This is a genomic window from Bradyrhizobium genosp. L (assembly GCF_015624485.1).
GTDB lineage: Bacteria > Pseudomonadota > Alphaproteobacteria > Rhizobiales > Xanthobacteraceae > Bradyrhizobium.
The window spans coordinates 2188762-2213993 of sequence record NZ_CP061378.1 but is presented as its reverse complement, the minus strand read 5'-3'; the positions used below and the strand labels follow the sequence as shown (position 1 = coordinate 2213993).

The window sequence follows — 25232 nt, the reverse complement described above, 5'->3', positions numbered from 1 at the left end:
GCGGCGGCTCACCGGCCGCCGCTTCATTTTCCGGATTGTCCCGCATGACCGTCACGCGTCTTCAGACGCGCAGGGATGTCGTCCGTGGCGCGGCTGCCATCGCAGCCGCGGCGCTGGCGCGTCCGTCATTGGCGCAAGGCGCCGCGCGGATCGCGGTGATCGGCGGCGGCTTTGGCGGCGCGTCCTGCGCGCGGGCGCTGCGGCGGCTCGATCCGAAATTGCAGATCACGCTGATCGAGCCGAACACGACGTTCACCGCCTGCCCGTTCAGCAACGAGGTGATCGCCGGCCTGCGCGAGCTTCGCGCGCAGCAATTCACCTACGACAAGGTTGCGGCCGACGGCATCACGGTCGCCGCGCAGGCCGCCACCAAGGTCGATGCGCAGGCGCGCACGATCGGCTTCGGCGACGGCACGACGCTGTCCTACGACCGGCTGGTGCTCGCGCCGGGCATCGAGCTGCGTTTCGACGCCCTGTCAGGCTATGACGAGGCGGCGTCGGTCCAGATGCCGCATGCCTGGAAGGCCGGCGAGCAGACGGCGCTGTTGCGCAGGCAGCTCGAAGCCATGGACGACGGCGGCCTGGTTGTGATTGCCGTCCCCGCCGCGCCGATGCGCTGCCCGCCCGCGCCCTACGAGCGCGCCAGCCTGATCGCGCATTACCTGCAGGCGAACAAGCCGCGTTCGAAGATCCTGGTGCTCGATGCCAAGGACAATTATTCGCAGCAGAAGCTGTTCGAGGCCGCCTGGAAGGAGCTCTATCCCGGCATGATCGAGCGGATCGCGCTGTCGCAGGGTGGCCGCGTAACGTCCGTCAATCCGGCGACCAACGAGATCGTCACCGATTTCGGTAACTACAGCGCCGCGGTCGCCAATGTGATTCCGCCGCAGCGCGCCGGCCGCATTGCCGAGATCGCAGGCGCCGCCGACCATACCGGCTGGTGCCCGATCGATCCGGTCACATTCGCCTCCAAACGCGTGCCCAATATCCACGTCATCGGCGATGCCTGCATCGCCGGCGGCATCCCGAAATCCGCCTCCGCCGCGGCCGCGCAGGGCCGTGCCTGCGCGGCGGCGATCGTGAATGCGCTCGCGGGCAAACCGCCCGAGACGCCGCGGCTCGACGGTGCCTGCTACAACACGGTGGCACCGGGCTATGCGTTCTCGCTGAAGGGCATCTATCAGCCGAAGGAGGATCAATACGCCGAGGCGGAGGTGACCACGAGCCCGGTCGACGCCTCGCCCGAGATGCGCCGGCGCGAGGCCGAACGGGCGCTGGACTGGTTCAAGACGATCACGGGGGACGCCTTTGGCTAGACCCTTCCTGGTGACGCTGCTCGCCGCGGCCTCGTTCGCAACCTGCGCGATGGCAGCGGCGGAGGGCCTGCGTCCCTATGCGGTGGCCGGCGATGCGATCGCGGATTCCCTGACGGGAACCAAAGGCGACGCAAGCCGCGGCCGCGCGCTGGTCGTCGAGCGTTCCTCCACTTGCATCCTCTGCCACAGCGGCCCATTTCCCGAACAGGCCTTCCAGGGCGACCTCGCGCCGAACCTCGCCGGCAGCGGCAGCCGCTGGTCGGAGGGGCAGTTGCGGCTCCGGCTGGTGGATGCGTCGCGGCTCAATGCGGCGACGATCATGCCGTCCTACTATCGTCTCGATGGGCTGACGCGCGTCGGCACCGCATGGCGCGGCAAGCCGATCCTGTCGGCGGAGCAGATCGAGGATATCGTGGCCTATCTGGTGACGTTGCGGAACTAGGATAAGACATGGCGAATTCCGATCACAGCACGCGCCGGACGTTCCTGGGCCTGACCGGTGGCGCCGTCGTGGCGGGCGCTATCCCGGTCGTGATCATGCGGCCGGCCGAAGCGACGCCGGCGATGCTATCGGCCGCGATCCGCAATGTCGTCGGCGAAGCCAATGTGCGGACCGGCAAGGTCAAGCTCGAGATCCCGCCGCTGGTCGAGAACGGCAACACCGTGCCGCTGACGGTCAGCGTCGCCAGCCCAATGACGGCGGACGACCACGTCAAGAGCATCCACGTCTTCAACGAGAAGAACCCGCAGCCGAACGTCGGCAATTTCTATCTGAACCCGCGTGCCGGCCGCGCCCAGGTCTCGACTCGCATCAGGCTGGCCGACAGCCAGAAGGTGACCGCGATCGCCCGGCTCTCCGACGACACCTTCTGGTCGGCGACCGCAGACGTCGTGGTGACGCTCGCCGCCTGCACCGAGGAGGCGATCTGATGCCGTCGGCCCTGATCAACGTGCCGGCGAAGGCCAAACGCGGCGACATCATCGAGATCAAGACGCTGATGTCGCACATCATGGAGACCGGCTATCGCCACACCGCCTCCGGCGACGTGGTGCCGCGCGACATCATCACGAGCTTTAGCTGCCGCTTCAAAGGCGCGGAGATCTTTCGCGCCGATCTCTATCCGGCGATTGCGGCCAACCCGTTCATCACCTTCTTCACGACGGTGACGGAGAGCGGCAAGTTCGAGTTCGAATGGATCGGCGACAAGGGATTTTCGGAGACCGCACAGGCTTCGATCACGGTCGAATGAAGCTTTTCGGCTGCATCGTGGTTTTGACGGCGGTCGCAAGCGCGGCGCTTGCCACTGAAATCCCGCAGGCCGAGCGCCGCTCCGGTTCCAGCTTCATGGGCCCGGACAGCAGGGCCATGCAGGACGAGGATACCGCCAATCCCGGTATGCTCTTTGTGCTCGACGGCGAAGCGCTGTGGAAACGCAGGGCCGGCGCCGCGGACAAGGCTTGCGCCGATTGCCATGGCGACGCGCGCGCCGGCATGAAGGGCGTCGCGGCGCACTATCCGGCGTTCGAGCAAACGCTCGGCAAGCCGCTCGATCTCGAAGGCCGCATCAACCTCTGCCGCAGCAACCATCAGCACGCGACGCCATTTGCCTATGAGAGCCGCGAGCTATTGGCGCTGACGGCCTATGTCGCGGAGCAATCGCGGGGCATGCCGATCGAGACCGGCGACGATCCGGAGCTCACGCCGTTCATCGCGAAGGGGCATCAGCTGTTCACCCAGCGGCAAGGCCAGCTCAATCTCGCCTGCGCCAATTGCCATGATGATAATTGGGACAAGAAGCTCGCCGGTTCCCCGATCACGCAGGGACAGCCGACGGGCTACCCGCTCTACCGGCTGGAATGGCAATCGCTCGGATCGTTGCAGCGGCGCTTGCGCGCCTGCATCACCGGCATCCGCGCGCAGCCATACGACTATGGCTCGCCGGAGCTGGTCGAGCTGGAGCTCTATCTGATGACACGGGCGCGCGGCATGCCCATCGAGACGCCGGCGGTCAGGCCCTAGCGCTCGGCGAACGCCTTCTCGACCACGAACTGCGCCGGCTCGCCGTGGTTACCTTCGACGAAACCGCGGCCATTGAGCAGCGTGCGGGTGTCGGCGACCAGCGCCGGCGAGCCGCAGATCATGACGCGGTCATGCGCGGCGTCGAGCGCCGGCAGGCCGATATCGGCGAACAGCTTCCCCGATGTGATGAGGTCGGTGATGCGGCCGCGGTTGCGGAAAGGATCGCGGGTCACGGTCGGGTAATAGATCAGCTGCTCGCGCACGAGGTCGCCGATCAATTCGTCCTTCGGCAGCGTCTCGGTGATCATCTCGCCATAGGCGAGCTCCCTCACCTTGCGGCAGCCATGCAGCAGCACGACCTTCTCGAAGCGGTCGTAGGTCTCGGGATCCTTGATCACGCTGAGGAACGGCGCGAGCCCGGTGCCGGTTCCGACCAGATAGAGGTTGCGGCCGTCCTCGAGGTTGTCGATGACGAGCGTGCCGGTGGCCTTGCGGCTGACGATGATCTCGTCGCCTTGCTTGAGATGCTGGAGGCGCGAGGTCAGCGGGCCGTCGGGAACCTTGATCGAGAAGAATTCGAGCGTGTCCTCGTAATTGGCGCTGGCGACGCTGTAGGCGCGCAGCAGCGGCTTCTCGCCGACCTTGAGCCCGATCATGGTGAACTCGCCATTGCGGAAGCGGAACGAGGGATTGCGGGTGGTCTTGAAGGAGAACAGCGTGTCGGTCCAGTGATGAACGCTGAGGACGCTTTCCTGGTTGAAATTGCTCATCGCACCAATCCCTGATCTGTGCTGCGGCGGGAAGGGCTCGAAACCCGTTGACCGGCCGGATCGTTTGTATACGATCATTCGTATACAAACGAATAATCCGGCTTGATCGGAAAGTCAAGGCGGGCTCAAATTCGCGGGCAATTTCGGCAGAATCGGAAGGAAACCATCCCATGGCTCATGACGCGCCCCAGGCCACCGGCCCCAGCAAGCTGGTGATCCGCAATATCGGGCTGTTGCTGTCGGGGGCCCTGGAGAAGCCGATCCTGGACGCCGACACCATCACAGCCGAGAACGGCAAGATCACTGCGATCGGCCGCCTCAAGGACGTCAATACCGACGGCGCGACGACCATCGTCGACGCCAACGGCACCACGGTCGCGCCCGGCCTGATCGACAGCCACGTCCACCCCGTCGCCGGCGACTGGACGCCGCGGCAGAACCAGATCAACTGGATCGACAGCTATCTGCACGGCGGCGTCACCACCATGATATCAGCCGGCGAGGTGCACATGCCCGGCCGACCGCGCGACGTGGTCGGGCTGAAGGCGATGGCGATCTTCGCGCAGCGGGCGTTCTGGACGCTGCGGCCCGGCGGCGTGAAGGTGCATGCCGGCGCGCCGGTGATCGAATGCGAGATGGTCGAGGACGATTTCAAGGAAATGGCGGCGGCTGGCGTCAAGCTGCTCGGCGAAGTCGGGCTCGGCGGCGTCAAGGACGGCCCGACGGCGCGCAAGATGGTCGGCTGGGCGCGCAAATACGGCATTCAGAGCACGATCCACACCGGCGGGCCCTCCATCCCCGGCTCCGGCCTGATCGACAAGGACGTGGTGCTCGAAGCCGACACCGACGTGGTCGGCCACATCAACGGCGGTCACACGGCGCTACCCGACGACCAGATCCGCTGCATCTGCGAGGGCTGCAAGCGCGGGCTGGAATTGGTGCACAACGGCAACGAGCGCTCCGCGCTGTTCACCTTGCGCACCGCGCGCGAGATGGGCGACCTGCATCGCGTCATCCTCGGCACCGACGCCCCGGCCGGCTCCGGCGTGCAGCCGCTCGGCATCTTGCGGATGGTGTCGCTCTTGTCTTCGCTCGGCGACCTGCCGGCGGAGCTCGCATTCTGCCTCGCCACCGGCAACACCGCGCGGATGCGCGAGCTCGATTGCGGCCTGATCGAGGTCGGCCGCTCCGCCGATTTCGTGCTGATGGACAAGGCGCAGCACTCGCCGGGCAAGAACATCCTGGAGAGCGTGCAGCTCGGCGACCTCCCCGGCATCGGCATGACCATCATCGACGGCATCGTCCGCACCCAGCGCAGCCGCAATACGCCGCCTGCGGGCAAGGTGCCGGAGATCGTGGCGAAGTAGCTTGCGGAAGGCGAGCCGCACCAAACATTCAGCGTCGTCCCGGCGAAGGCCGGGACCCATAACCACCGAAGATCATTGTTGCGCGCCGGTGGAACGACGAGTCCCGCCCACTACATCCGCTGCGGAGTATGGGTCCCGGCCTTCGCCGGGACGACGGTGGAGCGTGTGGCGACTTTCGTAGCTCAGGACGACGGTGATGGATTTGTGCTAGCGCAACCTGCCCAGCAGCGCCATCAGCGTCTCGCGCTCCTTGGCGTCGAGCGGGGCCAGCGTTTCCTTCGAGATCGTCAGCGCATTCGGCGCGGCTTTCTCGGCCATCTGCACGCCGGCGCGCGTCAGGCTCACCATCAGCCGGCGGCCGTCGTCGGGATCGGGTGCAGTCTCCGTCAGCCCGCGCGCGGTGAGGCGGTCGATCACGCCCTTGATGGTCGCGACATCCATCGAGGTCAGCCGTCCCAGCTGGTTCTGCGAGCATGGGCCGACCTCGGACAGTTTCGACAGCGCGGCCCACTGCGTCGGCGTCAGATTGATGCCGATCTCGCGGGCGAAGATCACGGCGTGGCGCTGCGACACCTGGCGCAGGATGAAACCGATCTGCTCGTCCAGCACGTAAAGCGGCTTCGCCGCCTTCGCGCTTCGCTTCTGTACCGCGCTCTTCGCCATGGTCCCGTCCGTCCCTACAGCGACAGATGCGCGTCGCGGATGTCCGGACGCGCATCGAGTTCGGCCATGGTGCCGCCGAAGCAGATCCGGCCGCGCTCGATGATATAGGCGCGATCCGAGATCAGCCGGGCAAAATGCAAATTCTGCTCGGAGACCACGATAGAGACGCCTTCCTTCTTCATTTTCAGGATCGCGTCGACCATCTGCTCGACGATCTTTGGCGACAGCCCCTCGGAGGGTTCATCCAGCAGCACCAGCGACGGATTGCCCATCAGCGTGCGCGCGATCGTCAGCATCTGCTGCTCGCCGCCGCTCATGCGGCCGCCGGGCCGTCCGCGCATCTCGCCGAGGTTGGGGAACAGCTTGAACAGTTTGTCGCGGTCCCATTGCGGCGCGCCTGATCGTTTCGGCTGGCGGCCGACCTCGAGATTTTCCTCGACCGTCAGGTCGGTGAAGATACGCCGCTCCTCCGGCACATAGCCGAGGCCGCCGCGCACGATCGCGTGTGTCGGCTCGCGCGAGACGTCCCTGCCCTCGAACACGATGCGGCCGGAGCGGTTCTCGACCAGGCCGACGATCGAGCGGAACGTGGTCGACTTGCCGGCACCATTGCGCCCGAGCAGCGCCACCACCTCGCCCTCACCGACTTCGAGGGCAATGTCGAACAGGATATGCGCGGGGCCGTAGAAGCTGTTGAGGTCCTTCACCGTGAGCTTCATGCCGGCGCTCCCTCGCGGTGCCGTGCGTCATAGAGCAGGCCGTCGCCGAGATAGATCGCGCGCACCTCGGCATTGCCGCGAACCTCGGCCGGCGAGCCCTCGGCGATCAGGCTGCCGCGGTTGAGCACCAGGATGCGGTCGGCATGCTCGAACACCACGTCCATGTCGTGCTCGGTGAAGAGCACGCCAATCGATTGCTCACGGGCGATCCGTGCCGTCAGGCGCATCAGCTCGACGCGCTCGCGCGGCGCCATGCCGGCGGTCGGCTCGTCCATCAGCAGCAGCTTCGGCTGGTTGGCGAGCGCGATCGCAAGCTCGAGCCGCTTGAGGTCGCCATAGGCGAGCTCGCCGCAGGGCCGCTCGGCATAGGCGCCCATGCCGACCAGATCGAGCAGTCGTCCGGCCTCGTCGCGCGCGTAAGCCGCGGTCGAGGTCCACAGGTTGAACAGCTGGCCACCATGCGAGACCAGCGCAACTTGCACGTTCTCGCGCACCGTCATGGTCGGGAACGTGGCCGTGATCTGGAAGGTGCGCCCGACGCCCATACGCCAGATCGCGCGCGGCTTCTTGCCGGTGGTGTCCTCGCCCAGCACGCGCACACGGCCGGAGTCCGGCACAATCTGGCCGTTGAGCACGTTGAAGCAGGTGCTCTTGCCCGCACCGTTCGGCCCGATCAGCGCCAGGATCTCGCCTGAGCGCAGCTCGAACGAGACGCCGCGCATGGCATGCACGCCGCCATAGGATTTGGTCAGCCCCTCGACCGACAGCAATGTGGGAACCATGCTCATTCGGCAGTCTCGACACGGGAGGTGAGCAGCGGTGACGACGACGATCCGGATTTGCGGCGGCGATGCATCAACGCTTCGATCGTGCCGACGATACCCTTCGGGAATGCCACCACGATCAGCACGACGAAGGCACCGAGCACGAGTTTCGACCAGTCGGTCTGGCTGACCAGCCAGATGTTGAGTGCCTTGTAGACGATGGCGCCGACCACCGCGCCCGACACCGTCTCGACCCCGCCGAGCAGCACCATGACCAGCGCATCGACCGACAGCGAGATGCCCATATTGTCGGGGAAGACGCTGCCCTTCAGATAGGCGAACAGCGCGCCGGCGAGGCCGGCGACGGTGCCCGCGATCACGAAGGCGGTCCACTGGATGCGCTTGCCGTTGATGCCGATGGCTTCGCTGCGCAGCGGCGAGTCGCGCGTCGCGCGCAACGCAAAACCGAACGGCGAGAACACGATGATGCGCAGGATTACGACCGCGAGCGCGGCAACGCCAAGCGAGAGCCAGTAGAAATGCGACGGGCTCGCCGCCCATTTCTCCGGCCAGACGCCCAGAATGCCGTTGTCGCCGCCGGTCACCGAGACCCACTGAAACGCGATCGACCAGACGATCTGCGCGAAGGCCAACGTCAGCATCGCGAAATAGACGCCGGAGAGCTGCACCGCGAAGAAGCCGAACACGGCTGCCCCCAACAACCCCAACAATGGGCCGAGCAGCAGGCAGGCGATCATCGGCAGGCCGGCCATCTTGGCGAGCAGCGCCACGCCATAGGTGCCGAGGCCGAAATAGGCGGCATGGCCGAACGAGGCGAGCCCGCCGACCGACATCAGGAAATGCAGGCTGATCGCGAAGATCACGAAGATTGCGATCTCCGAGCCGACGGTGAGGACGTAATTGCCGGCGAACAACGGCAGCGCGCCGGCGACGATCAGCGCGGCGAGCGCCGCAAACCGCTCGTTCGAGGTCAGCGGCCGCCACGGATTGACGGTGAGGCCCGGCGTGCGGCGCGCCGGCGCCTCCGGCTTGCCGAACAGACCCCAGGGACGGACGATCAAGACCACCGCCATCACCAGGAACACCAGGATGATCGAGATCTTCGGGAAGATCAGGATGCCGAACGCGTTGAGCTCCGACACCAGCACCGCCGCGACGAAGGCGCCGATGATGCTGCCAAGGCCGCCGATCACCACCACGACGAAGACCTCGACGATGACGCGCAGATCCATCGCATGATTGACGGCATCGCGCGGGATCTGCAGCGCGCCGCCGAGCGCGGCAAGGAAGACGCCGAGCGCGAACACGCTGGTGAACAGCCATTTCTGGTTGACGCCGAGCGCTGCGACCATGTCACGGTCTTGCGTCGCCGCGCGCACCAGCACGCCCCAGCGGGTGCGCTGGAACAAGAGCCACAAAACGCCGAGCACGACCGGTCCGAGTGCGATCAGAAGCAGGTCGTAGCTTGGAATGTTCTGGCCGAAGAAATCGATCGCGCCCCTAAATCCCGGCGCGCGGCGGCCGACCAGATCGTCCGGGCCCCAGATCAGGACCACGAGATCCTCGACCATCAGCGTCAGGCCGAACGTCGCAAGCAGTTGGAACAGCTCCGGCGAATGATAGATCCGGCGCAGCAGCACCATCTCGACCAGCACGCCGATCGCAGCGACGATCAGGGCCGCGGCGACGATTCCGCCCCAGAAGCCGAGCGTCCCGGAGAGGCGCTCGGTCAGCGTGAACGCGACATAGGCGCCGAGCATATAGAACGCGCCATGGGCGAAATTCACGATCCGCGTCACGCCGAAGATGATCGACAGGCCGGACGCGACCAGGAACAGCGACGCCGCGCTGGCAAGACCGGTCAGGAACTGGACGATGTAGAAGGCCATAGGCGGTCCGCGTTGGAGTTGTCGTTCACCTCGCCCCGCCTGCGGGGAGAGGTCGAATTCAAGCGCCAGCTTGAATTCGGGTGAGGGGGACTCTCCACAAGCTGAACTCGTGGAAAGCGCCCCTCACCCCAACCCTCTCCCCGTAAGAACGGGGAGAGGGGGAGGTTCTTAGTCCTTCGGCCGCATCTTCTCGACTTCGGCGTCGCCGGGCAGATAGTCCGAACCCTTGCGATAGGACGTGTCGACCATGATGCCCTTGCCGTCCTTCAGCGCGGTCTTGCCGACGAAGGCCCCCAGCGTCGACTGGTGATCGATCTTGCGGAAGGTGATCTCGCCGAACGGCGACGGCACCGAAATGCCTTCGGCGGCCGCAATCAGTTTTTCCGGATCGGTCGAATTGGCCTTGGCGAGGATCGCGGCCGCCGACTTGATGGTCTCGTAGCCGACGATCGAGCCGAGCCGCGGATAGTCGTTGTACTTGGCTTGATAGGCCTTCAGGAACGTCTCGTGCTCGGGCGTCTTGATCGAGTACCAGGGATAGCCGGTGACGATCCAGCCCTCCGGCGTCTCGTCCTTCAGCGGATCGAGGTATTCCGGCTCACCCGTGAGGAAGCTCACCACCTTGCGGTCCTTGAACAGACCACGCGTGTTGCCTTCGCGCACGAGTTTGACCAGGTCGGCGCCGAACTCGACGTTCAGGATGGCTTCCGGGTTGGCCGCGGCAACCGCCTGCACCACCGGGCCCGCATCGATCTTGCCCTGCGGCGGCCACTGCTCGTCGACCCACTGGATGTCGGGCCGCTTCTCCGACATCAACTTCTTGAACACCGCGACCGCCGACTGGCCGTATTCATAGTTCGGCGCGATCGTCGCCCAGCGCTTTGCGGGAAGCTTTGCGGCCTCCTCCACCAGCATCGCGGCCTGCATGTAGTTGGAGGGACGCAGGCGGAAGGTGTAGCGGTTACCCTTCGACCAGGTGATGGCGTCGGTCAAAGGCTCGGCGGCGAGGAAGAACACCTTCTTCTGGTTGGCGAAGTCGCTGACGGCGAGGCCGATGTTGGACAGGAACGTGCCCGTGAGCATCGCGACGTTCTCGCTCGAGACCAGTTCGTTCGCCGCGGTCTGCGCGTCCGCCGGCTTGCCGCCGTCATCCTTGGAGACGACGACGAGCTTCTTGCCGTTGATGCCGCCGGCCGCATTGATCTCCTCCACCGCGAGCTGCCAGCCCTTGCGGTAGGGCTCGGTGAATGCCGGCAGCAGCGAATAAGAGTTGATCTCGCCGATCTTGATCTCACCGCTCTGTGCCAAGGCCTGTCTTGTCATGGCGCTGCCGGCCATGCCCGCGACCGCAATCGCCAATCCCACCCCTACGAAATAACCACGCATCCCGTACCTCCAGTTTGCCTTCAAAGAGATTATCGCAATCCGTCTTCGCCCTTGACCTCAGATACCGTCAGCCCACCGACCCGCGGCAACGGCCGGCCGCTGTCGGTAACCGCGACCGCGACCATGATTTCGTTGGCGCGCGGCGCGTCGTTGATCTGCACCTCCATGCCGTCGAAATGGCTGCGCACGAAAGCCGCGTCCTTGTGGCCGAGCGGAATGTCCAGCGTGGTGCCGGGACCCGAGCGCTTCTTCGACGACGGGATCAGCGCCGCGCCCTTGCTCAGCACTTTGCGCACCGGCGCGCCCATCTTCGGATGCAAGATCGCGGCCGCGTGCTCCAGCTCGCCATTTTCGCCAACGACGGCGGCCTTGCCGTAGCTCTGCGCCCTGGCGCCGTCGATGCCGAGCGCGGCGACTGCCCGCCTGGAGAGCAACTCGCCGAGTTCCTCGCCGATCGCGATCAGCGGCGAGAGGTCCTCGACATAGCGTCCGGCGAAGGGATTTTCGATCACGGCGATCGCGGCGGCGCGCCGGGTCGGCGGCGCGATGGTCTTGCCCATCTCCAGATGGGTTTCCTCGACCACGGTGACGATCTTGCGAATGACGGCGCTCATCTGGCCTCGCTCCCGGTCATGCCTGCGGCATGCTTTTCTAGTCTTGTTGTTTGAAACGCGTGCGATGCCGGCGCCTCGTGCCCAGTTGCACCGACCAACCGCGTTTCGCCCAGTAGACGCAATGCCGCGCCCTCGATCAATCCCGACGTCAGGAGCATGCGCGCCCGCGCCGCCCCGGTCTCGAGCGCCTGTTCGATCTCGTGTTCTGCCAGGGGACCGACATCGCGGGTGACCAGGCGCGCCCCGAGATCGCTGTCCGGCTGCAATTCATTGGCCGGAAGCCGGACGATGCCGGGATGGCCGGGCAGATCGACGGCATTGGCGATGACGGTCGCGGCGGCATCGGCCTGCGACGCGGTGCGCGCCAGCACGGTGACGGCATCGGCAATGCCGAGCGAAAAACTGCGGCCGTGGCGGCCGCTGGTGGCGATGCCGCGCACCGGCATGTTGGCATCGACGGTTATGGTGCGCATCACGCCATGACGGTCCGGCCGGTCCATCAGGCCGACGCTGAACTGTTCGCCGGCGGCGAGATACAGCGCGATGTCGCCGCCATTGTTGACATAGGCGCGGTCGAGCATTGCCGCCTTGAGCATCGCGCCCAGGATTTCCTCGGCCACCGAACCTGCGACGGCGGCCATCGGCGTGATGAAGCAATCGCCCGCAAACGGCGCGACCGCGGCATGCATGCGCCGCGCGACCGCGCCCTTCAGCGCGCAGTGCCGTGGATCGGCCGTGCTGCGCAACAGCGGCAGCTCCGCACAGAGATCATCGAGCAAGCCGGTGAAGCGCTGCGCCGCGGCCTCGTAGGCGGCACGAACATCTGCGTCCCTGCCCGTGGCTTCAATGACCAGATCAATCGGACCGTCCTGCAAATGCAGCCGCTTGCCATCAGGAAGAAGCGCGATTTGCGGCAGCCGGCTCATGCGCGCCGCCCGGGAATGTACGGCATCGGCCGGATCTCGGCGCTGTCCCGCAGCGAGGACAGCGGCCGGACGTAGTCCATATGGCCGCCGAGCGCCGCGTAGTCCGACAGCCGCATCGTGAACTCGATCGGCGCCACCAGCGCCGGCGTCGGCACATAGCCGAAGGCGCCGGCCGGCATCTGCGTCACGTCGACCATGAAGGTGATGCCGCCGCCAGGCCAGACGTAAACCGGCGCGCCGCCAGAGGTCACCCGGGTCAGCGCATCCTTCACCGAGCGGGTCAGCCGCACCGGATTGTCGGTGACGCCGGCGCGCAGCGAACCGCCCGCGCCGCCCATGAACAGCACGGTGCACAGCGCCGGCTCGCAATTCTCCTGGATGCGCTCGACCGAGAATTTCAGGTCCGCCGGCATCTCGGTCTCGACCGGCCGCAGCGCCTCGTCGAGCACGTAATAGGAGGCATGCTCGCCCGTGGTTGAGACCATCAACATGGTCAGCCCGGCGCGCGCCTCCTTCGCGTTGAAGGGGCCGAGGATCGACAGCGGGTCCGAGATGTTGGTACCGCCCCAGCCCGTGCCGGGCTCCGCGACCTGGAAATAGCGGCCGGGTGTCGAGCGCCGGCCCTTCATCTTGATGCCGGTGTCGGCGATATCGAGCAGCTTGCCGGCCTGGTGCTCACTCAGCACGCCGGTGATGTGATCGTCGACCACCACGACCTCGTCGACCTTGCCGTGCCACTGCTTGGCGAACATGCCGATGGTCGCCGAGCCGCAGCCGACCCGCATCCGCTCTTCCGCTGCGCCGTTGACGATCGGCGCCCTGCCCGCCTGCACCACCACGGTGGCGCCGCCGTCGATGACAAGCTCCACGGCCTTGCAGTTGGAGAGATCCATCAGCGTGTCGCAGGTGACGCGGCCCTCCTTCTTCGAGCCGCCCGTCAGATGGTGCACGCCGCCGAGCGAGAGCATCTGCGAGCCGTATTCGCTTGTCGTGACGTGGCCGACCGCCTCACCATCGGCGCGCACCACGGCCGTTTCGGGGCCGAGATAGCGGTCGGTGTCGATCTTCACCTTGACGCCGCAATAGGAGAAGATGCCCTCGGTGACCACCGTGACCATGTCGACGCCGTCGACCTCCGACGACACGATGAAGGGCGCCGGCTTGTAGTCCGGATAGGTGGTGCCCGCGCCGATCGCGGTGACGAAGATGTCGGGCTGGTGGACGAGCTTGCCGTCCCAATCGCCGCTCGCCTGGAACGGCACCAGTCTGCCGCCATGCGACACCGTGCGCTCCAGCACGACGTGCGGATCGACCCGCACCAGCGTGCCGTCATGATTGGCATAGCGGTCGCAGGCGCCCGCGGCGCCCGGCTTGATGTAGCACATCACCGGGCAGGCATCGCAGCGGATCTTGTCGCCGGCGGCGACGGTCATAGTGTCAGCCATCGTGACCCAGCCTGGACTTGTGGCGGCGGTCGATCATACTGCGCATCCGGCCGCCCGCTCATATCGTTCGTATACGAATGATCCTGCGCGCGGACCCAAATCCTGTCAAGCGGCCTTTGCAATCAAAAGCTGCCATTCGCTTGCGCAGCCTGTTCATAAAGCGGGCACGCGCTGCAGCGCGGCATGCCGCCGCTTGCACGTTTGTATACAAACGTTATCCTCGCCCTGCGAATTGACGCCGACGTTGCAGCGCAAACACGAGGGAGAACCAGGGCGATGCGCCTGACCGTGAACGGCAGGAACCATGATGTCGATGCCGCTCCCGACACCGCATTGCTTTACGTGCTGCGCAACGATCTCGCATTGAACGGACCGAAATATGGCTGCGGGCTCGGCGAATGCGGTGCTTGCGCCGTGCTGATCGATGGCGTCGCCGCGCGCTCCTGCGTCGTTCCGATCGAGGGTTGCGCTAACCGCAGTATCGTGACGCTGGAAGGCCTCGGCAGCCGCGAGCATCCCGATCCGGTGCAGGACGCCTTCATCCGCGAGCAGGCCGCGCAATGCGGCTATTGCCTCAACGGCATGATCATCACCACCAAGGCGCTGCTGACGCGCAATCCAACGCCGTCCGAGCACGAGGTGAAGGAAGCGCTGCGCTACAATCTCTGTCGCTGCGGCGCGCACATCGAAATCATCCGTGCGGCGATGCGCGCGGCCGGCCACGCGCTCGAGGCGCGCGATTGATGGCAGGTTCGGAGCAAAGCCCGCGCGGCTCGCTGTCGGTCGTCCGCCCCGCCGTGCTCGGCGCGGAAGGCGCGTTCGAGACCTTCATCACCATCACCGCCGACGGCGCGGTCAATGCCTATAATGGCCATGTCGATCTCGGCACCGGCATCCGCACCGCGCTCGGGCAGATCGTCGCCGAAGAACTCGACGTCTCCTTTGCCCGCGTCGTCGTGATCCTCGGTGACACCGCCGTGGTGCCGAACCAGGGCGCCACGATCGCGAGCGAGACCATCCAGGTCACCGCCGTGCCGCTGCGCAAGGCCTCAGCGCAAGCGCGGCATTTTCTGGTGGCGCGCGCGGCAGAACGACTGGAGCTGCCGGTCGGCGATCTCACGGTCGAGGACGGCCTGATCCGCGGCCATGACAATCGCAGCGTCAGCTATGGCGAGCTGATCGCAGACGAGACCATCCGGCTCGAGCTTGCCGACGACGTTCCGGTCAAGGCGGTGAACGCCTACGCGATCGTCGGCAAATCCCAGCCGCGCATCGACCTGCCGGCGAAGGCCACTGGCGAGCTGGTCTATGTCCACGATGTTCGCGTGCCCGGCATGCTGCACGGCCGTGTGGTCCGTCCGCCCTATGCCGGCGTCGATGCCGGCCCGTTTGTCGGCACCAGCCTGCTCGCCGTGGACGAAGCCTCGGTGCGCGATATTCCGGGTCTCGTCGCGGTGGTGCGGATCGGCGATTTCGTCGGCGTCGTGGCCGAACGCGAGGAGAACGCGATCAAGGCCGCGGCGCAGCTCAAGCTAAGCTGGAAGCCGGGGCCGGCGTTGACCGATCTCAGCGATATCGAGCGGGCGCTGCGCGCCAATCCGTCGACGCCGCGGCAACTGATCGACAAGGGCGATGTCGATGCGGCGATCGCGGCGGCGGCCAAGCCGATGCAGCGGACCTATGTTTGGCCGTACCAGATGCACGGCTCGGTCGGCCCGTCCTGCGCGGTCGCCGATTACAGCGACGGCGCGATCCGCATCTGGTCCGGCACGCAGAACCCGCACATTTTGCGCGGCGATCTGGCGCTATTGATCGAACGGCCGGAGACCGAGATCGACATCATCAGGATGGAGGCCGCCGGCTGCTACGGCCGCAACTGCGCCGACGACGTCTGCGCCGATGCGCTGCTGCTGTCGCGCGCGGTCGGCCGCCCCGTGCGCGTCCAGCTCACCCGCGAGCAGGAGCATGCCTGGGAGCCGAAGGGCACCGCGCAGCTGATGGACGTCAATGGCGGGCTCAACGCCGACGGCAGCGTCGCTGCTTACGACTTCTCCACGCGCTATCCCTCGAACGGCGCGCCGACCCTGGCGCTGCTGCTCACAGGGCGGATCTCACCTGAAGCGGCCGTAATCGAGATGGGCGACCGCACCGCGATCCCGCCCTATGACTACGACAACATGCGCGTGGTCGCCAACGACATGCCGCCGATCGTGCGCGCCTCCTGGTTTCGCGGCGTGTCGGCGCTGCCGAACACCTTTGCGCACGAATCCTACATCGACGAGCTCGCCACTGAGGCCGAGATCGACCCGATCGAATACCGGCTGCGCTATCTGAAAGACAAGCGTGCGATCGATCTCGTCAACGCGGTCGCCGAGCGCGCCGGCTGGAGTCCCCGTCCCGTGCGGCGGGAGCCGGAGGCCGAAGGCGACATCGTCCGCGGCCGCGGCTTTGCCTATGCGCTCTACGTCCACAGCAAGTTTCCCGGTTATGGCGCGGCGTGGTCGGCCTGGATCGCCGACGTCGCGGTGAACAAGGCGACCGGCGATGTCAGCGTGACGCGCGTCGTCGCCGGGCAGGATTCCGGATTGATGATCAATCCGGAGGGCGTGCGGCACCAGATCGAGGGCAACGTCATCCAGTCGACCAGCCGGGCGCTGATGGAGGAGGTCTCGTTCGAGCGCGGCGCGGTGACGGCGCGGGAATGGGGCGCCTATCCCATCATCCAATTCCCCGACCTGCCGGAGATCGACGTCCTGATGCTGCCGCGGCAGGACCAGCCGCCGCTCGGCGTCGGCGAATCCGCCTCGGTGCCGAGCGCGGCCGCGATCGCCAACGCCATCTATGATGCGACCGGCGTGCGCTTCCGCGAATTGCCGTTCACGCCGGAGCGAATCCTGAAGGGTTTGCGCGGCGAGCAGCCGGCGACGCCGCTTCCGTCCCCTGCGCCAACAGTGCCAAGTGATAGATGGCACAATCCGTTCGTAAAGCGCGGCGGCATGCTCGCGGGCCTGGCCGCGCTGTGCGCCGCCGCGATCGGTGTCGGCGCAGCGATCCTGCCCTGGCGCGCGATTGCGCCGATCGCACGGCCGGATGCATCGGTTTATTCGGCCGCCACCATCGCCCGCGGCAGGGCGCTCGCGGCGCTCGGCGCCTGCGCGGTCTGCCACACGTCCGAGCATGGCGTCGTCAATGCCGGCGGCCGGCCGCTCGAAACGCCGTTCGGCACGATCTACACCACCAACATCACGCCCGACATCGATACCGGGATCGGCGTGTGGTCCTATCCCGCCTTCGAGCGCGCGATGCGCGAGGGCATCCATCGCGATGGGCGCCATCTTTACCCGGCATTTCCTTACACGCATTTCGCCCGGACCAGCGAAGCCGACCTGCAGGCGCTCTACGCCTATCTGATGGCGCAGACGCCGGTACACGCAGAGACGCCGCCGAACACGCTGGCCTTCCCGTTCAACCTGCGGCCGCTGCTGGCGGGATGGAATGCGCTGTTCCATCAGCCTGGACCATTCCAGCCTGATGCCTCGAGGTCGGAGATCTGGAATCGCGGCGCCTATTTGGTGGAAGGGCTCGGCCATTGCAGCGCCTGCCATTCGCCACGCAACGCGCTCGGCGCCGAACGGCAGGGCGCCTATCTCGCCGGCGGCTTGGCCGAAGGCTGGGAGGCGCCGGCGCTGACCTCGCTGTCGAAGGCGCCGATCCCCTGGAGCGAGAACGAGCTTTACGCCTATTTGCGCACGGGCGAGTCCCGCTATCACGGCGTCGCCGCGGGGCCGATGGCGCCGGTCGTCAACGAGCTCGCCGCCCTGCCCGACCAGGACATCCGCGCGATGGCGGTCTATCTCGCCTCGTTCAACGAAGCCGACGATCGGGCGGCCCACGATGCTCTGGCCGGGAAGCTCGAAGCCGCGACCGCCGCGACCACGGCCGCATCGGCGGGTGCGCGGATCTACCAGGGCGCCTGCGCGGTGTGCCACGAGGTCGGTGGTCCGCCGCTGTTCGGCAGCCGGCCGTCGCTGGCGCTCAACAGCAATCTGCACAGCGAAGCCCCCGACAATCTGATCCAGGTGATCCTGCACGGCATCGCCAGGCCCGCGGTCACCGATCTCGGCTATATGCCTGCGTTCAAGGACAGCATGAGCGATGGCCAGGTCACTGAGCTCGTTTCGTTCCTCCGGCGGCAATTCGCGCCCGACAAGCCCGGCTGGACCGATGTTGCCGCAACCGTCGGCCGTATCCGCCAGGATATCGCGCGCTGACCTGCCATGTTCCGCTCAAAACCCACTGGGCGGGCGGCATCCGGCACGCTAGAGTTCCCGCATGACGTTGACCGATATTGCAACCCGGACCTACAACCACGGCTGGCGGCTCGACCCGATCGTGCGCAGCCTGCTGGATACCGATTTCTACAAGCTGCTGATGCAGCAGATGATCCGGGAATGCTATCCGGACACGCGCACCACCTTTTCGGTGATCAACCGGTCGACCCACATCAAGCTCGCCGAGGTCATCGACGAGGGCGAGCTGCGTGCCCAGCTCGACCACGCCCGCACCATCCGCTTCAGCAAGAACGAGCTGATCTGGCTCGCCGGCAACACGTTCTACGGCAAGACCCAGATGTTCTCGCCCGACTTCATCAACTGGCTCGCCGCCTTCCGCCTGCCCGAATACGAGCTGCACAAGGTCGACGGCCAGTATGAGCTGCATTTCCACGGGCCCTGGACCCACACCACGATGTGGGAGATTCCGGCACTCGGGATCCTCAACGAATTGCGCTCGCGCGCGGCGACCAAGGACTACGGCCGCTTCGCGCTCGACGTGATCTATGCCCGCGCCAAGGCCAAGCTGTGGGCCAAGGTCGAGCGGCTGCGCAAGCTGGACGGCCTGCGGCTGTCCGATTTCGGCACGCGTCGCCGCCACGGTTTCCTGTGGCAGCGCTGGTGCGTCGAGGCAGTCAAGGAAGGCCTCGGGCCATCCTTCACGGGCACGTCGAACGTGCTGCTCGCGATGGACAACGACCTCGAGGCGATCGGCACCAACGCGCATGAGCTGCCGATGGTGGCCGCGGCGCTCGCCAATTCCGACGAGGAGCTGCGCTGGGCGCCCTATCGCATCCTCGACCAGTGGCGCCACACCTACGGCGGCAACCTGCTGATCGCGCTGCCCGACGCTTTCGGCACCAAGCCGTTCCTGCGCGATGCGCCGGACTGGGTCGCCGACTGGACCGGCTTTCGTCCCGACAGCGCGCCGCCGATCTCGGCCGGCGAAGACATCATCAAATGGTGGAAGGAGAAGGGTCGCGATCCCCGGGAGAAGCTGCTGGTGTTCTCCGACGCGATGGATGTCGGCTCGATCGAGGAGACGTTCCATCACTTCAAGGGCCGCGTCCGCGTCAGCTTCGGCTGGGGCACCAACCTCACCAATGATTTCGTCGGCTGCGCGCCCGACGGCTCGACCGAGCTCGATCCGATCTCGATCGTCTGCAAGGTGACGTCGGTCGACGGCCGCCCCGCCGTAAAGCTCTCCGACAATCCGGAGAAGGCGACCGGCAACCCGGCCGAAGTCGAGCGCTATTTGCGCGTGTTCGGCAATGCCGGCCGCGTTCGCACCGCAGTTCACGTTTAAGCTGGCGGCTTGATCCCTTCATCGACTGACCTGACGAGTTTCGCATGCCTGCACCCAAGCCGCCTGCCTTCGAAACCCTGAGCCTGCACGCCGGCCAGCGCCCCGATCCCACAACCGGCGCCCGCGCGGTACCGATCTATCAGACCACGTCCTACGTCTTCCAGGATGCCGATCACGCCGCGGCGCTGTTCAATCTGGAACGCACCGGCCACATCTACACCCGCATCTCCAACCCGACGACATCAGTGCTGGAGGAGCGCATCGCCGCGCTCGAATGCGGCGTCGGCGCTATCTGCATCGCCAGCGGCATGGCCGCGATGCATCTGGCGATCGCGACGCTGCTCAATGCCGGCGACCATATCGTCGCCTCCGCGTCGCTCTATGGCGGCACCATCAACCTGCTGGCGCACACGCTGCCGCGCTTCGGCATCACCACGAGCTTCGTCAAACCGCGTGCGCTCGATGAGTTCCGCGCCGCGATCAAGCCGAACACGCGGCTCGTGATCGGCGAGACCATCGGCAATCCCGGCCTCGAGGTGCTGGATATCCCCGCGGTTGCTGGAATCGCGCATGACGCGAAGATTCCGCTGCTGATCGACAACACCTTTGCCACGCCCTATCTGAGCCAGCCGATCGAGCTCGGCGCCGACATCACGATGAACTCGGCCACCAAATGGATCGGCGGCCACGGCATCGCGATCGGGGGCGTCATCGTCGATGGCGGCCGGTTCGACTGGCGTGCGTCGGGCAAATTCCCGCAGTTGACCGAGCCTTACGCCGGCTATCACGGCATCGTCTTCGACGAGCAGTTCGGCAAGGCCGCCTTCATCATGCGCGCCCGCACCGAGGGCCTGCGCGATTTCGGCGCCTGCCTGTCGCCGACCAACGCGTTCCAGCTGTTGCAGGGCATCGAGACGCTCGGCGTCCGCATGGACCGCCATGTCAGCAACACCCATGCGGTGCTGGACGCCCTCGCCGCGAACAAGGCGGTCGACTGGGTGCTGCATCCGTCGCTGGAGACGCATCCGGACTACGCGCTCGCCAAGAAGCTGCTGCCGCGCGGCGCCGGATCGATCGTCAGCTTCGGCATCAAGGGCGGCCGCGCTGCCGGCAAGAAATTCATCGAGTCCCTGAAACTGATCAGCCATCTCGCCAATGTCGGCGATGCCAAGACATTGGTGATCCATCCTGCCTCGACCACGCATCAGCAGATGGACACCGACCAGCTCAAGGCCGCCGGCATCGGCGAAGAGCTGGTACGGCTGTCGGTCGGCATCGAAGCCGCGCAGGACATCATCGACGATCTCGCCCAGGCGCTGCGCGCCTCGCAAAGGGCTTGAGCCATGCAGCTGTCCGTCAACGGGATCGACACCTTCATCGCCACCGGCGGCAAGCCGTTCGATGCGCAGCTCGCCACGGTGGTGATGCTGCACGGCGCCGGCTTCGACTCTTCGACCTGGGCGCTGCACAGCCGCTGGTTCGCCCATCATGGCTTTGCGGTGCTGGCGCCCGATCTGCCCGGTCACGGCCGCTCGTCCGGCAAGCCGCTGCATGATATCGCCGAGATGGCCGACTGGACTGCGGCACTCATCACCGCCGCTGGCGCCTCGAAGGCCCGGCTGATCGGGCACTCCATGGGCTCGCTGATCGCGCTCGAAACCTCGGCGCGGCATCCAGACAAGGTGTCCGGTCTCGCGCTGATCGGCACCGCCGCGACGATGACGGTCGGTCCCGATCTCCTGAAGGCCGCCGAGGCCAACGATCCCGCCGCGATCGACATGGTCTCGATCTGGGGCCTCGGCTTCAAGGCCGAGCTCGGCGGCAGCCTCGCGCCGGGCCTGTGGATGCACCAGGGCGCGCAGCGGGTGCTGCAGGAGGCGCGGCCGGGCGTGCTCTACAACGACCTCAACGCCTGCAATGCGTATCAGAACGCGCTCGCTGCTGCGGCCGCGGTCAAGGTGCCGGCGACGTTCGTCATCGGCGAGCGCGACATGATGACGCCTGCCAAGGCCGGCAAGGCGCTCGCCGCAGCGACGCCGAATGCGCGGACGATCGTGCTCGCCGGTGCGGGGCACATGATGATGGTGGAGCAGCCCGACGAGCTGCTGGCGGCGCTGCGGTAGTCTGCCGCGGACTCCACTCCCCTTCTCCCCTTGTGGGAGAAGGTGGCGCGAAGCGCCGGATGAGGGGTCTCTCTCCACAGATGAGCTCGCGGAAAGAGACCGCTCACCCGGCTTCATCTCGCTCCGCTCGATTGCGCCACCCTCTCCCACAAGGGGAGAGGGTGCACCGCATGTGCGGCATCGTCCCGATCACTGCTTCGCCGGCTTCCGCTCGATCGGATGGATCTCGATCGCGCGCAGGCGGCCGAGCCGCAGCACGTCCATCGACAGCGTGCGGTCGATCCGGCTGTGATCCAGCGCGCGGATCAGATCGTCGACGCCGTTGATCTCGACGCCGTCGAGCCTGACCGCGACATCGCCCGGCAACAACGCCGCGCGCGACGCCGGGCTGTCCGGCTCGATCTGCATCAGCAGCGCGCCCATCTTGTTCTCGACGCCGGCGAGCACCGCATGGCGCCTTGGCACCGGCGCGGTCTGGCCGGCGACGCCGATATAGGCACGACGGACATAGCCATGGCGGATGATCTCCGACAGCACGAACTGCGCGGTGTTGCTGGCGACCGCAAAGCAGATGCCCTGCGCGCCGTTGATGATCGCGGTGTTGATGCCGATCACCTCTCCCCGCGACGACACCAGCGGCCCGCCGGAATTGCCGGGGTTGAGCGCCGCATCGGTCTGGATCACGTCCTCGATGGTGCGCCCGCTGACCGAGCGGATCGAGCGACCGAGCGCCGACACCACGCCGGCGGTGACCGTCGACTCAAAGCCCAGCGGATTGCCGATCGCGACCACGAGCTGGCCGCGCCGCAGCGACTTGGAGTTGCCGAGCGAGGCGTAGGGCAGGTCGCGTGCGCCATCTGCGCGCAGCAGCGCCAGATCGGTATCGGGATCGACGCCGAGCACATGGGCGTCGGTGACGAAGCCTTCGGTGTCGCGCAGCCGGATCTCCTTCGAGGAGCCAACCACATGATGGTTGGTCAGCACGAAGCCGTCGGGCGAGATCACAATGCCCGAGCCCATGCCACCGCGCTCGCGCGCATTGCGCACCTTCGGCCCGGTCTCGACCCGGACCACGGCGGGGCCGACGCGTTCGGTGACGTCGATGACGGCATTGGAATAGGCGTCCAGCAAGGCCCGGTCGTCCGGGGCAGCATCGGCCGTCCGCGTCGACGGCGTGTCGACGGCGGTAACTGAGGTAAAATCCAGCATGGCGAGAATCCTTTGGTCCCCTCAGATGGTGACCGGTTCCTGCCCCTGCAAGTGGTTAGGCCCGGCCTGGCTATGGTGCCCGCCGCAGCGCGCCGCCACGCGCCTTGACCGGATCGAGCAGCGACCAGTCCCCCTCCGGCAGCACATAACCCTTTGGAAACGGCGCGCGCAGCTCGAGCCCGAGCGAGCGCAGCACGCGGTCGTCGCGGTAGTAGCATTGCAGCACGACGCGAACGAGCGTCGCCGCCGCCGCGCCGCCGCCGGTGCGAAACTCCTGCGCCACCGCGTCGCGCTTCGCATCGTCGAGCTCGGCGAGCGGCCTGCCGGCGAGCTTCGCCAGATGGTCGAGCGCCTGCCGCACCAGCGCGGTGTCGCGGCCGAGCGTCGCCAGCATGTCGGCCTGAACAGCGGGATCGTCGGCGCCGGGCACCTTGTACTCGGAGCTTTCGGGAACGATCATCGCGGCGACGGTGCGGAGGTCGGCGCGCTGGGCGGCAGTCAGTTCGTTGGCTTCGGACATTGTCAACCTTTGGCAATCTCAGTCGAACAGATTGGCGAGGCGGCTCTTCATCTGATCGGCGATGTAGAGCGCAAGGGCCTGGATGGTGGAGGTCGGGTTGACGCCGCCGGAGGTGACGAAGATGCTGCCGTCGACGATGAAGAGGTTTTTCACGTCGTGCGAGCGGCCCCATTCGTTGACGACCGAGCGCGATGGATCGGTGCCCATCCGCGCGGTACCGAGCAGATGCCAGCCACCCCACGGAATCGGCGCGTTGGTGCAGAGGTCAGTGGCGCCGGCCGCTTCGAGCATCTCGCGGCCGCGCGCCAGCGCATGATCCATCATCTTGCGGCTGTTCTCGCTGATCGTGTAGTCGATCCGCGGTGCGGGGATGCCGTGGCCGTCCTTCAGCACGGGATCGAGTGTGACCCGGTTGTGCTCCTCCGGCAGATCCTCGCAGATCGCAGAGAAGCCGATGCGGTGACCGTTCAGCTTGCGGAAGACGCGGTGATGATCGGCGCCCCAGGGCAAAATGCCCTTCTGCTCGCTCGTGACGGCCTCGAACACCGGCCCGGCACCGCGCACGAACTGGACGCCGTAGCCGCGCACGAAGCCGCGCGACAGGTCGGTGTCGTACCATTCCTTGCTCCACAGGCAGGTCGGTGGCGCGCGGTTGGAGTCGGTCGGCTCCTCCACATAGCCATAGATCTGCGCGTACGGGTGGAACATCAGGTTCTTGCCGACGAGGCCGGACGAATTGGCCAGCCCGTTCGGGAATTTGCCCGACACCGAGTTCAAGAGCAGCCGCGGCGTGCCGACGCCGTTACAGGCGATGATCACGACTTCGGCCGGCTGAAACTGCTCGACGCCGTCCTTGTCGTAATAGACGACGCCGGAGGCCATGCCGTGCTCGTTGGTCAGGATCTCGCGCACCCGGCAATGGGTCTTGACCTCGACGCCGGCGCGGATCGCCTGCGGCCAATAGGTGATATCGGTCGAGGACTTCGCGCCTTGCGCGCAAGCCGGCGTGCAGTGGCCGAGATTGATGCAGCGTGCCCTGCCCTCATAGTCGGTCGTCGCGACCGTGGTGTCGGACGGCCACCAGTGCCAGCCGAGCTTGTTCATCGCCTTGGCCACGATCGGGCCCGACAACCCGAACGGCTGCGGCGGCATCGGCGGATGCGACAGTGGCGACAGCGGATCGCCCGACAGTCCCGACGTGCCCATGATGCGGTCGTTCTCCTCGAAGAACGGCGTCAGCGCGTCATAATCGATCGGCCAGTCGTCGGCGACGCCATCGAGCGTCTTCACCTTGAAGTCGGAGGGATGCAGCCGCGGCCAGTGCGCGGTGTACATCACGGTCGAGCCGCCGACGGCGTTGAAATTGACCACCTTGATCGGCGAGTGGTCGTCGTTGATCGGATAGTCCTCGGGCCGGCGGCGGATGTTCGGGCTCGACGACCACTCGCCGAAGAATTTGGCTTCCCAGTCGCGGCCGGTGCTCGGATATTCGGCGGGATTCATCCAGCCGCCCTGATCCAGGCAAAGGATGTGCATCTTGGTATCGGCGAGGCTCCAGGCCACCGCCGCGCCCGAGGCGCCGGCGCCGATGATCAGGACGTCAACGGGATCGTTCATTCGGATTCCTTGTTGTTCTTGTTCTCGGCGAGCGCGCCCGTCGTCCCGGCAGGCGTCACGAATGGTCTTCGCGACGATAAGGTGAATCCGGACGCGGAGTAAAGTCAGCCGAGAGCCGGCATTGGCGATTCGGCGACCAATCGCCGCGCACCCCGCAAATTGCGATACCAGCCCCGCTTTTCAACGTTTGGTCTGCACCGGCATTCCGGCTAGCCTTGTCGGAAAT

Annotated in this window: 23 protein-coding genes; 11 read left to right on the top strand and 12 right to left on the bottom strand. The window is 66.3% G+C overall.

Annotation, left to right across the window (positions count from 1 at the left end):
* Positions 1-44 precede the first annotated feature (44 nt).
* The 5 genes from IC762_RS10295 to soxA are packed head-to-tail and all read left to right on the top strand — an operon-like array spanning position 45 to position 3336.
* Positions 45-1316, top strand: a complete 1272-nt coding sequence (locus tag IC762_RS10295; RefSeq protein ID WP_195788687.1) for an NAD(P)/FAD-dependent oxidoreductase — start codon at positions 45-47, stop codon at positions 1314-1316.
* Positions 1317-1365: 49 nt separating this feature from the next.
* Positions 1366-1758 (top strand): sulfur oxidation c-type cytochrome SoxX, encoded by a 393-nt coding sequence (gene soxX / locus IC762_RS10290; RefSeq protein ID WP_195790079.1) that lies wholly within the window; start codon positions 1366-1368, stop codon positions 1756-1758.
* A gap of 8 nt (positions 1759-1766) precedes the next feature.
* Positions 1767-2246, top strand: a complete 480-nt coding sequence (locus IC762_RS10285) for a SoxY-related AACIE arm protein (RefSeq protein ID WP_195788686.1) — start codon at positions 1767-1769, stop codon at positions 2244-2246.
* Positions 2246-2566 carry a thiosulfate oxidation carrier complex protein SoxZ gene (gene soxZ / locus IC762_RS10280; RefSeq protein ID WP_195788685.1) on the top strand — a complete coding sequence of 107 codons (321 nt, stop codon included), beginning with the start codon at positions 2246-2248 and terminating at the stop codon, positions 2564-2566. The genes IC762_RS10285 and soxZ overlap by 1 nt, the downstream gene beginning before the upstream one ends.
* Complete coding sequence (soxA, locus tag IC762_RS10275; protein WP_195788684.1) at positions 2563-3336, top strand: sulfur oxidation c-type cytochrome SoxA; 774 nt, start codon at positions 2563-2565, stop codon at positions 3334-3336. The genes soxZ and soxA overlap by 4 nt, the downstream gene beginning before the upstream one ends.
* Here soxA and IC762_RS10270 read toward each other — a convergent pair.
* Complete coding sequence (locus IC762_RS10270; RefSeq protein ID WP_195788683.1) at positions 3333-4106, bottom strand: ferredoxin--NADP reductase; 774 nt, start codon at positions 4104-4106, stop codon at positions 3333-3335. The two genes, soxA and IC762_RS10270, sit on opposite strands and share 4 nt — an antisense overlap.
* A 170-nt stretch (positions 4107-4276) precedes the next feature.
* Here IC762_RS10270 and IC762_RS10265 point away from each other — a divergent pair, with 170 nt between their 5' ends.
* On the top strand, positions 4277-5473 hold the full coding sequence (locus tag IC762_RS10265) for an amidohydrolase family protein (protein WP_195788682.1): 1197 nt from the start codon (positions 4277-4279) through the stop codon (positions 5471-5473).
* A gap of 207 nt (positions 5474-5680) precedes the next feature.
* On the opposite strand, the gene IC762_RS10260 is transcribed toward IC762_RS10265, so the two are convergent.
* The 8 genes from IC762_RS10260 to IC762_RS10225 form a co-directional block, all read right to left on the bottom strand.
* Positions 5681-6136 (bottom strand): MarR family winged helix-turn-helix transcriptional regulator, encoded by a 456-nt coding sequence (locus IC762_RS10260; protein WP_195788681.1) that lies wholly within the window; start codon positions 6134-6136, stop codon positions 5681-5683.
* A gap of 14 nt (positions 6137-6150) precedes the next feature.
* A complete protein-coding gene (locus IC762_RS10255) occupies positions 6151-6855 on the bottom strand; it encodes an ABC transporter ATP-binding protein (RefSeq protein WP_195788680.1) in 705 nt (234 codons plus the stop codon).
* Entirely contained in the window at positions 6852-7643 is a 792-nt protein-coding gene (locus tag IC762_RS10250) for an ABC transporter ATP-binding protein (protein ID WP_195788679.1), read from the bottom strand. The genes IC762_RS10255 and IC762_RS10250 overlap by 4 nt, the downstream gene beginning before the upstream one ends.
* Positions 7640-9529 carry an ABC transporter permease gene (locus IC762_RS10245; RefSeq protein WP_195788678.1) on the bottom strand — a complete coding sequence of 630 codons (1890 nt, stop codon included), beginning with the start codon at positions 9527-9529 and terminating at the stop codon, positions 7640-7642. Before IC762_RS10245 ends, IC762_RS10250 begins: the two co-directional genes overlap by 4 nt.
* A gap of 168 nt (positions 9530-9697) precedes the next feature.
* Positions 9698-10915 carry an ABC transporter substrate-binding protein gene (locus IC762_RS10240; RefSeq protein WP_195788677.1) on the bottom strand — a complete coding sequence of 406 codons (1218 nt, stop codon included), beginning with the start codon at positions 10913-10915 and terminating at the stop codon, positions 9698-9700.
* 29 nt (positions 10916-10944) lie between these two features.
* On the bottom strand, positions 10945-11529 hold the full coding sequence (locus tag IC762_RS10235; protein ID WP_195788676.1) for an amino acid synthesis family protein: 585 nt from the start codon (positions 11527-11529) through the stop codon (positions 10945-10947).
* Positions 11526-12455, bottom strand: a complete 930-nt coding sequence (locus tag IC762_RS10230) for a UPF0280 family protein (RefSeq protein ID WP_195788675.1) — start codon at positions 12453-12455, stop codon at positions 11526-11528. The genes IC762_RS10235 and IC762_RS10230 overlap by 4 nt, the downstream gene beginning before the upstream one ends.
* A complete protein-coding gene (locus tag IC762_RS10225; RefSeq protein WP_195788674.1) occupies positions 12452-13900 on the bottom strand; it encodes a 6-hydroxynicotinate reductase in 1449 nt (482 codons plus the stop codon). The genes IC762_RS10230 and IC762_RS10225 overlap by 4 nt, the downstream gene beginning before the upstream one ends.
* Before the next feature lie 276 nt (positions 13901-14176).
* Here IC762_RS10225 and IC762_RS10220 point away from each other — a divergent pair, with 276 nt between their 5' ends.
* From IC762_RS10220 to IC762_RS10200, 5 genes are all read left to right on the top strand, one after another.
* Positions 14177-14644 carry a (2Fe-2S)-binding protein gene (locus tag IC762_RS10220; RefSeq protein WP_195788673.1) on the top strand — a complete coding sequence of 156 codons (468 nt, stop codon included), beginning with the start codon at positions 14177-14179 and terminating at the stop codon, positions 14642-14644.
* Positions 14644-18171: a molybdopterin cofactor-binding domain-containing protein gene (locus IC762_RS10215; protein ID WP_195788672.1), complete on the top strand. Its 3528-nt coding sequence runs from the start codon at positions 14644-14646 to the stop codon at positions 18169-18171. The genes IC762_RS10220 and IC762_RS10215 overlap by 1 nt, the downstream gene beginning before the upstream one ends.
* Before the next feature lie 61 nt (positions 18172-18232).
* Positions 18233-19537 (top strand): nicotinate phosphoribosyltransferase, encoded by a 1305-nt coding sequence (gene pncB / locus IC762_RS10210; protein WP_195788671.1) that lies wholly within the window; start codon positions 18233-18235, stop codon positions 19535-19537.
* 44 nt (positions 19538-19581) lie between these two features.
* Positions 19582-20877, top strand: coding sequence for an O-acetylhomoserine aminocarboxypropyltransferase (locus IC762_RS10205; protein ID WP_195788670.1), 1296 nt, complete (start codon positions 19582-19584; stop codon positions 20875-20877).
* 3 nt (positions 20878-20880) lie between these two features.
* Entirely contained in the window at positions 20881-21660 is a 780-nt protein-coding gene (locus IC762_RS10200; RefSeq protein ID WP_195788669.1) for an alpha/beta fold hydrolase, read from the top strand.
* Between the two features lie 189 nt (positions 21661-21849).
* Here the strand turns inward: IC762_RS10200 and IC762_RS10195 are convergent, their stop codons facing one another.
* The 3 genes from IC762_RS10195 to IC762_RS10185 form a co-directional block, all read right to left on the bottom strand.
* A complete protein-coding gene (locus IC762_RS10195; protein WP_195788668.1) occupies positions 21850-22869 on the bottom strand; it encodes a S1C family serine protease in 1020 nt (339 codons plus the stop codon).
* A gap of 70 nt (positions 22870-22939) precedes the next feature.
* Positions 22940-23389 (bottom strand): hypothetical protein, encoded by a 450-nt coding sequence (locus IC762_RS10190; protein WP_195788667.1) that lies wholly within the window; start codon positions 23387-23389, stop codon positions 22940-22942.
* An 18-nt stretch (positions 23390-23407) separates the two neighbouring features.
* Positions 23408-25006: a GMC family oxidoreductase gene (locus IC762_RS10185; RefSeq protein ID WP_195788666.1), complete on the bottom strand. Its 1599-nt coding sequence runs from the start codon at positions 25004-25006 to the stop codon at positions 23408-23410.
* Positions 25007-25232: the final 226 nt, after the last annotated feature.

What these genes read in the sequence shown, in the direction of transcription:
- IC762_RS10295 (WP_195788687.1), top strand. Translation starts at nt 45, where the DNA reads ATGACCGTCACGCGTCTTCAGACGCGCAGGGATGTCGTCCGTGGCGCG.
- soxX (WP_195790079.1), top strand. Translation starts at nt 1,366, where the DNA reads ATGGCAGCGGCGGAGGGCCTGCGTCCCTATGCGGTGGCCGGCGATGCG.
- IC762_RS10285 (WP_195788686.1), top strand. Translation starts at nt 1,767, where the DNA reads ATGGCGAATTCCGATCACAGCACGCGCCGGACGTTCCTGGGCCTGACC.
- soxZ (WP_195788685.1), top strand. Translation starts at nt 2,246, where the DNA reads ATGCCGTCGGCCCTGATCAACGTGCCGGCGAAGGCCAAACGCGGCGAC.
- soxA (WP_195788684.1), top strand. Translation starts at nt 2,563, where the DNA reads ATGAAGCTTTTCGGCTGCATCGTGGTTTTGACGGCGGTCGCAAGCGCG.
- IC762_RS10270 (WP_195788683.1), bottom strand. Translation starts at nt 4,106, where the DNA reads ATGAGCAATTTCAACCAGGAAAGCGTCCTCAGCGTTCATCACTGGACC.
- IC762_RS10265 (WP_195788682.1), top strand. Translation starts at nt 4,277, where the DNA reads ATGGCTCATGACGCGCCCCAGGCCACCGGCCCCAGCAAGCTGGTGATC.
- IC762_RS10260 (WP_195788681.1), bottom strand. Translation starts at nt 6,136, where the DNA reads ATGGCGAAGAGCGCGGTACAGAAGCGAAGCGCGAAGGCGGCGAAGCCG.
- IC762_RS10255 (WP_195788680.1), bottom strand. Translation starts at nt 6,855, where the DNA reads ATGAAGCTCACGGTGAAGGACCTCAACAGCTTCTACGGCCCCGCGCAT.
- IC762_RS10250 (WP_195788679.1), bottom strand. Translation starts at nt 7,643, where the DNA reads ATGAGCATGGTTCCCACATTGCTGTCGGTCGAGGGGCTGACCAAATCC.
- IC762_RS10245 (WP_195788678.1), bottom strand. Translation starts at nt 9,529, where the DNA reads ATGGCCTTCTACATCGTCCAGTTCCTGACCGGTCTTGCCAGCGCGGCG.
- IC762_RS10240 (WP_195788677.1), bottom strand. Translation starts at nt 10,915, where the DNA reads ATGCGTGGTTATTTCGTAGGGGTGGGATTGGCGATTGCGGTCGCGGGC.
- IC762_RS10235 (WP_195788676.1), bottom strand. Translation starts at nt 11,529, where the DNA reads ATGAGCGCCGTCATTCGCAAGATCGTCACCGTGGTCGAGGAAACCCAT.
- IC762_RS10230 (WP_195788675.1), bottom strand. Translation starts at nt 12,455, where the DNA reads ATGAGCCGGCTGCCGCAAATCGCGCTTCTTCCTGATGGCAAGCGGCTG.
- IC762_RS10225 (WP_195788674.1), bottom strand. Translation starts at nt 13,900, where the DNA reads ATGGCTGACACTATGACCGTCGCCGCCGGCGACAAGATCCGCTGCGAT.
- IC762_RS10220 (WP_195788673.1), top strand. Translation starts at nt 14,177, where the DNA reads ATGCGCCTGACCGTGAACGGCAGGAACCATGATGTCGATGCCGCTCCC.
- IC762_RS10215 (WP_195788672.1), top strand. Translation starts at nt 14,644, where the DNA reads ATGGCAGGTTCGGAGCAAAGCCCGCGCGGCTCGCTGTCGGTCGTCCGC.
- pncB (WP_195788671.1), top strand. Translation starts at nt 18,233, where the DNA reads ATGACGTTGACCGATATTGCAACCCGGACCTACAACCACGGCTGGCGG.
- IC762_RS10205 (WP_195788670.1), top strand. Translation starts at nt 19,582, where the DNA reads ATGCCTGCACCCAAGCCGCCTGCCTTCGAAACCCTGAGCCTGCACGCC.
- IC762_RS10200 (WP_195788669.1), top strand. Translation starts at nt 20,881, where the DNA reads ATGCAGCTGTCCGTCAACGGGATCGACACCTTCATCGCCACCGGCGGC.
- IC762_RS10195 (WP_195788668.1), bottom strand. Translation starts at nt 22,869, where the DNA reads ATGCTGGATTTTACCTCAGTTACCGCCGTCGACACGCCGTCGACGCGG.
- IC762_RS10190 (WP_195788667.1), bottom strand. Translation starts at nt 23,389, where the DNA reads ATGTCCGAAGCCAACGAACTGACTGCCGCCCAGCGCGCCGACCTCCGC.
- IC762_RS10185 (WP_195788666.1), bottom strand. Translation starts at nt 25,006, where the DNA reads ATGAACGATCCCGTTGACGTCCTGATCATCGGCGCCGGCGCCTCGGGC.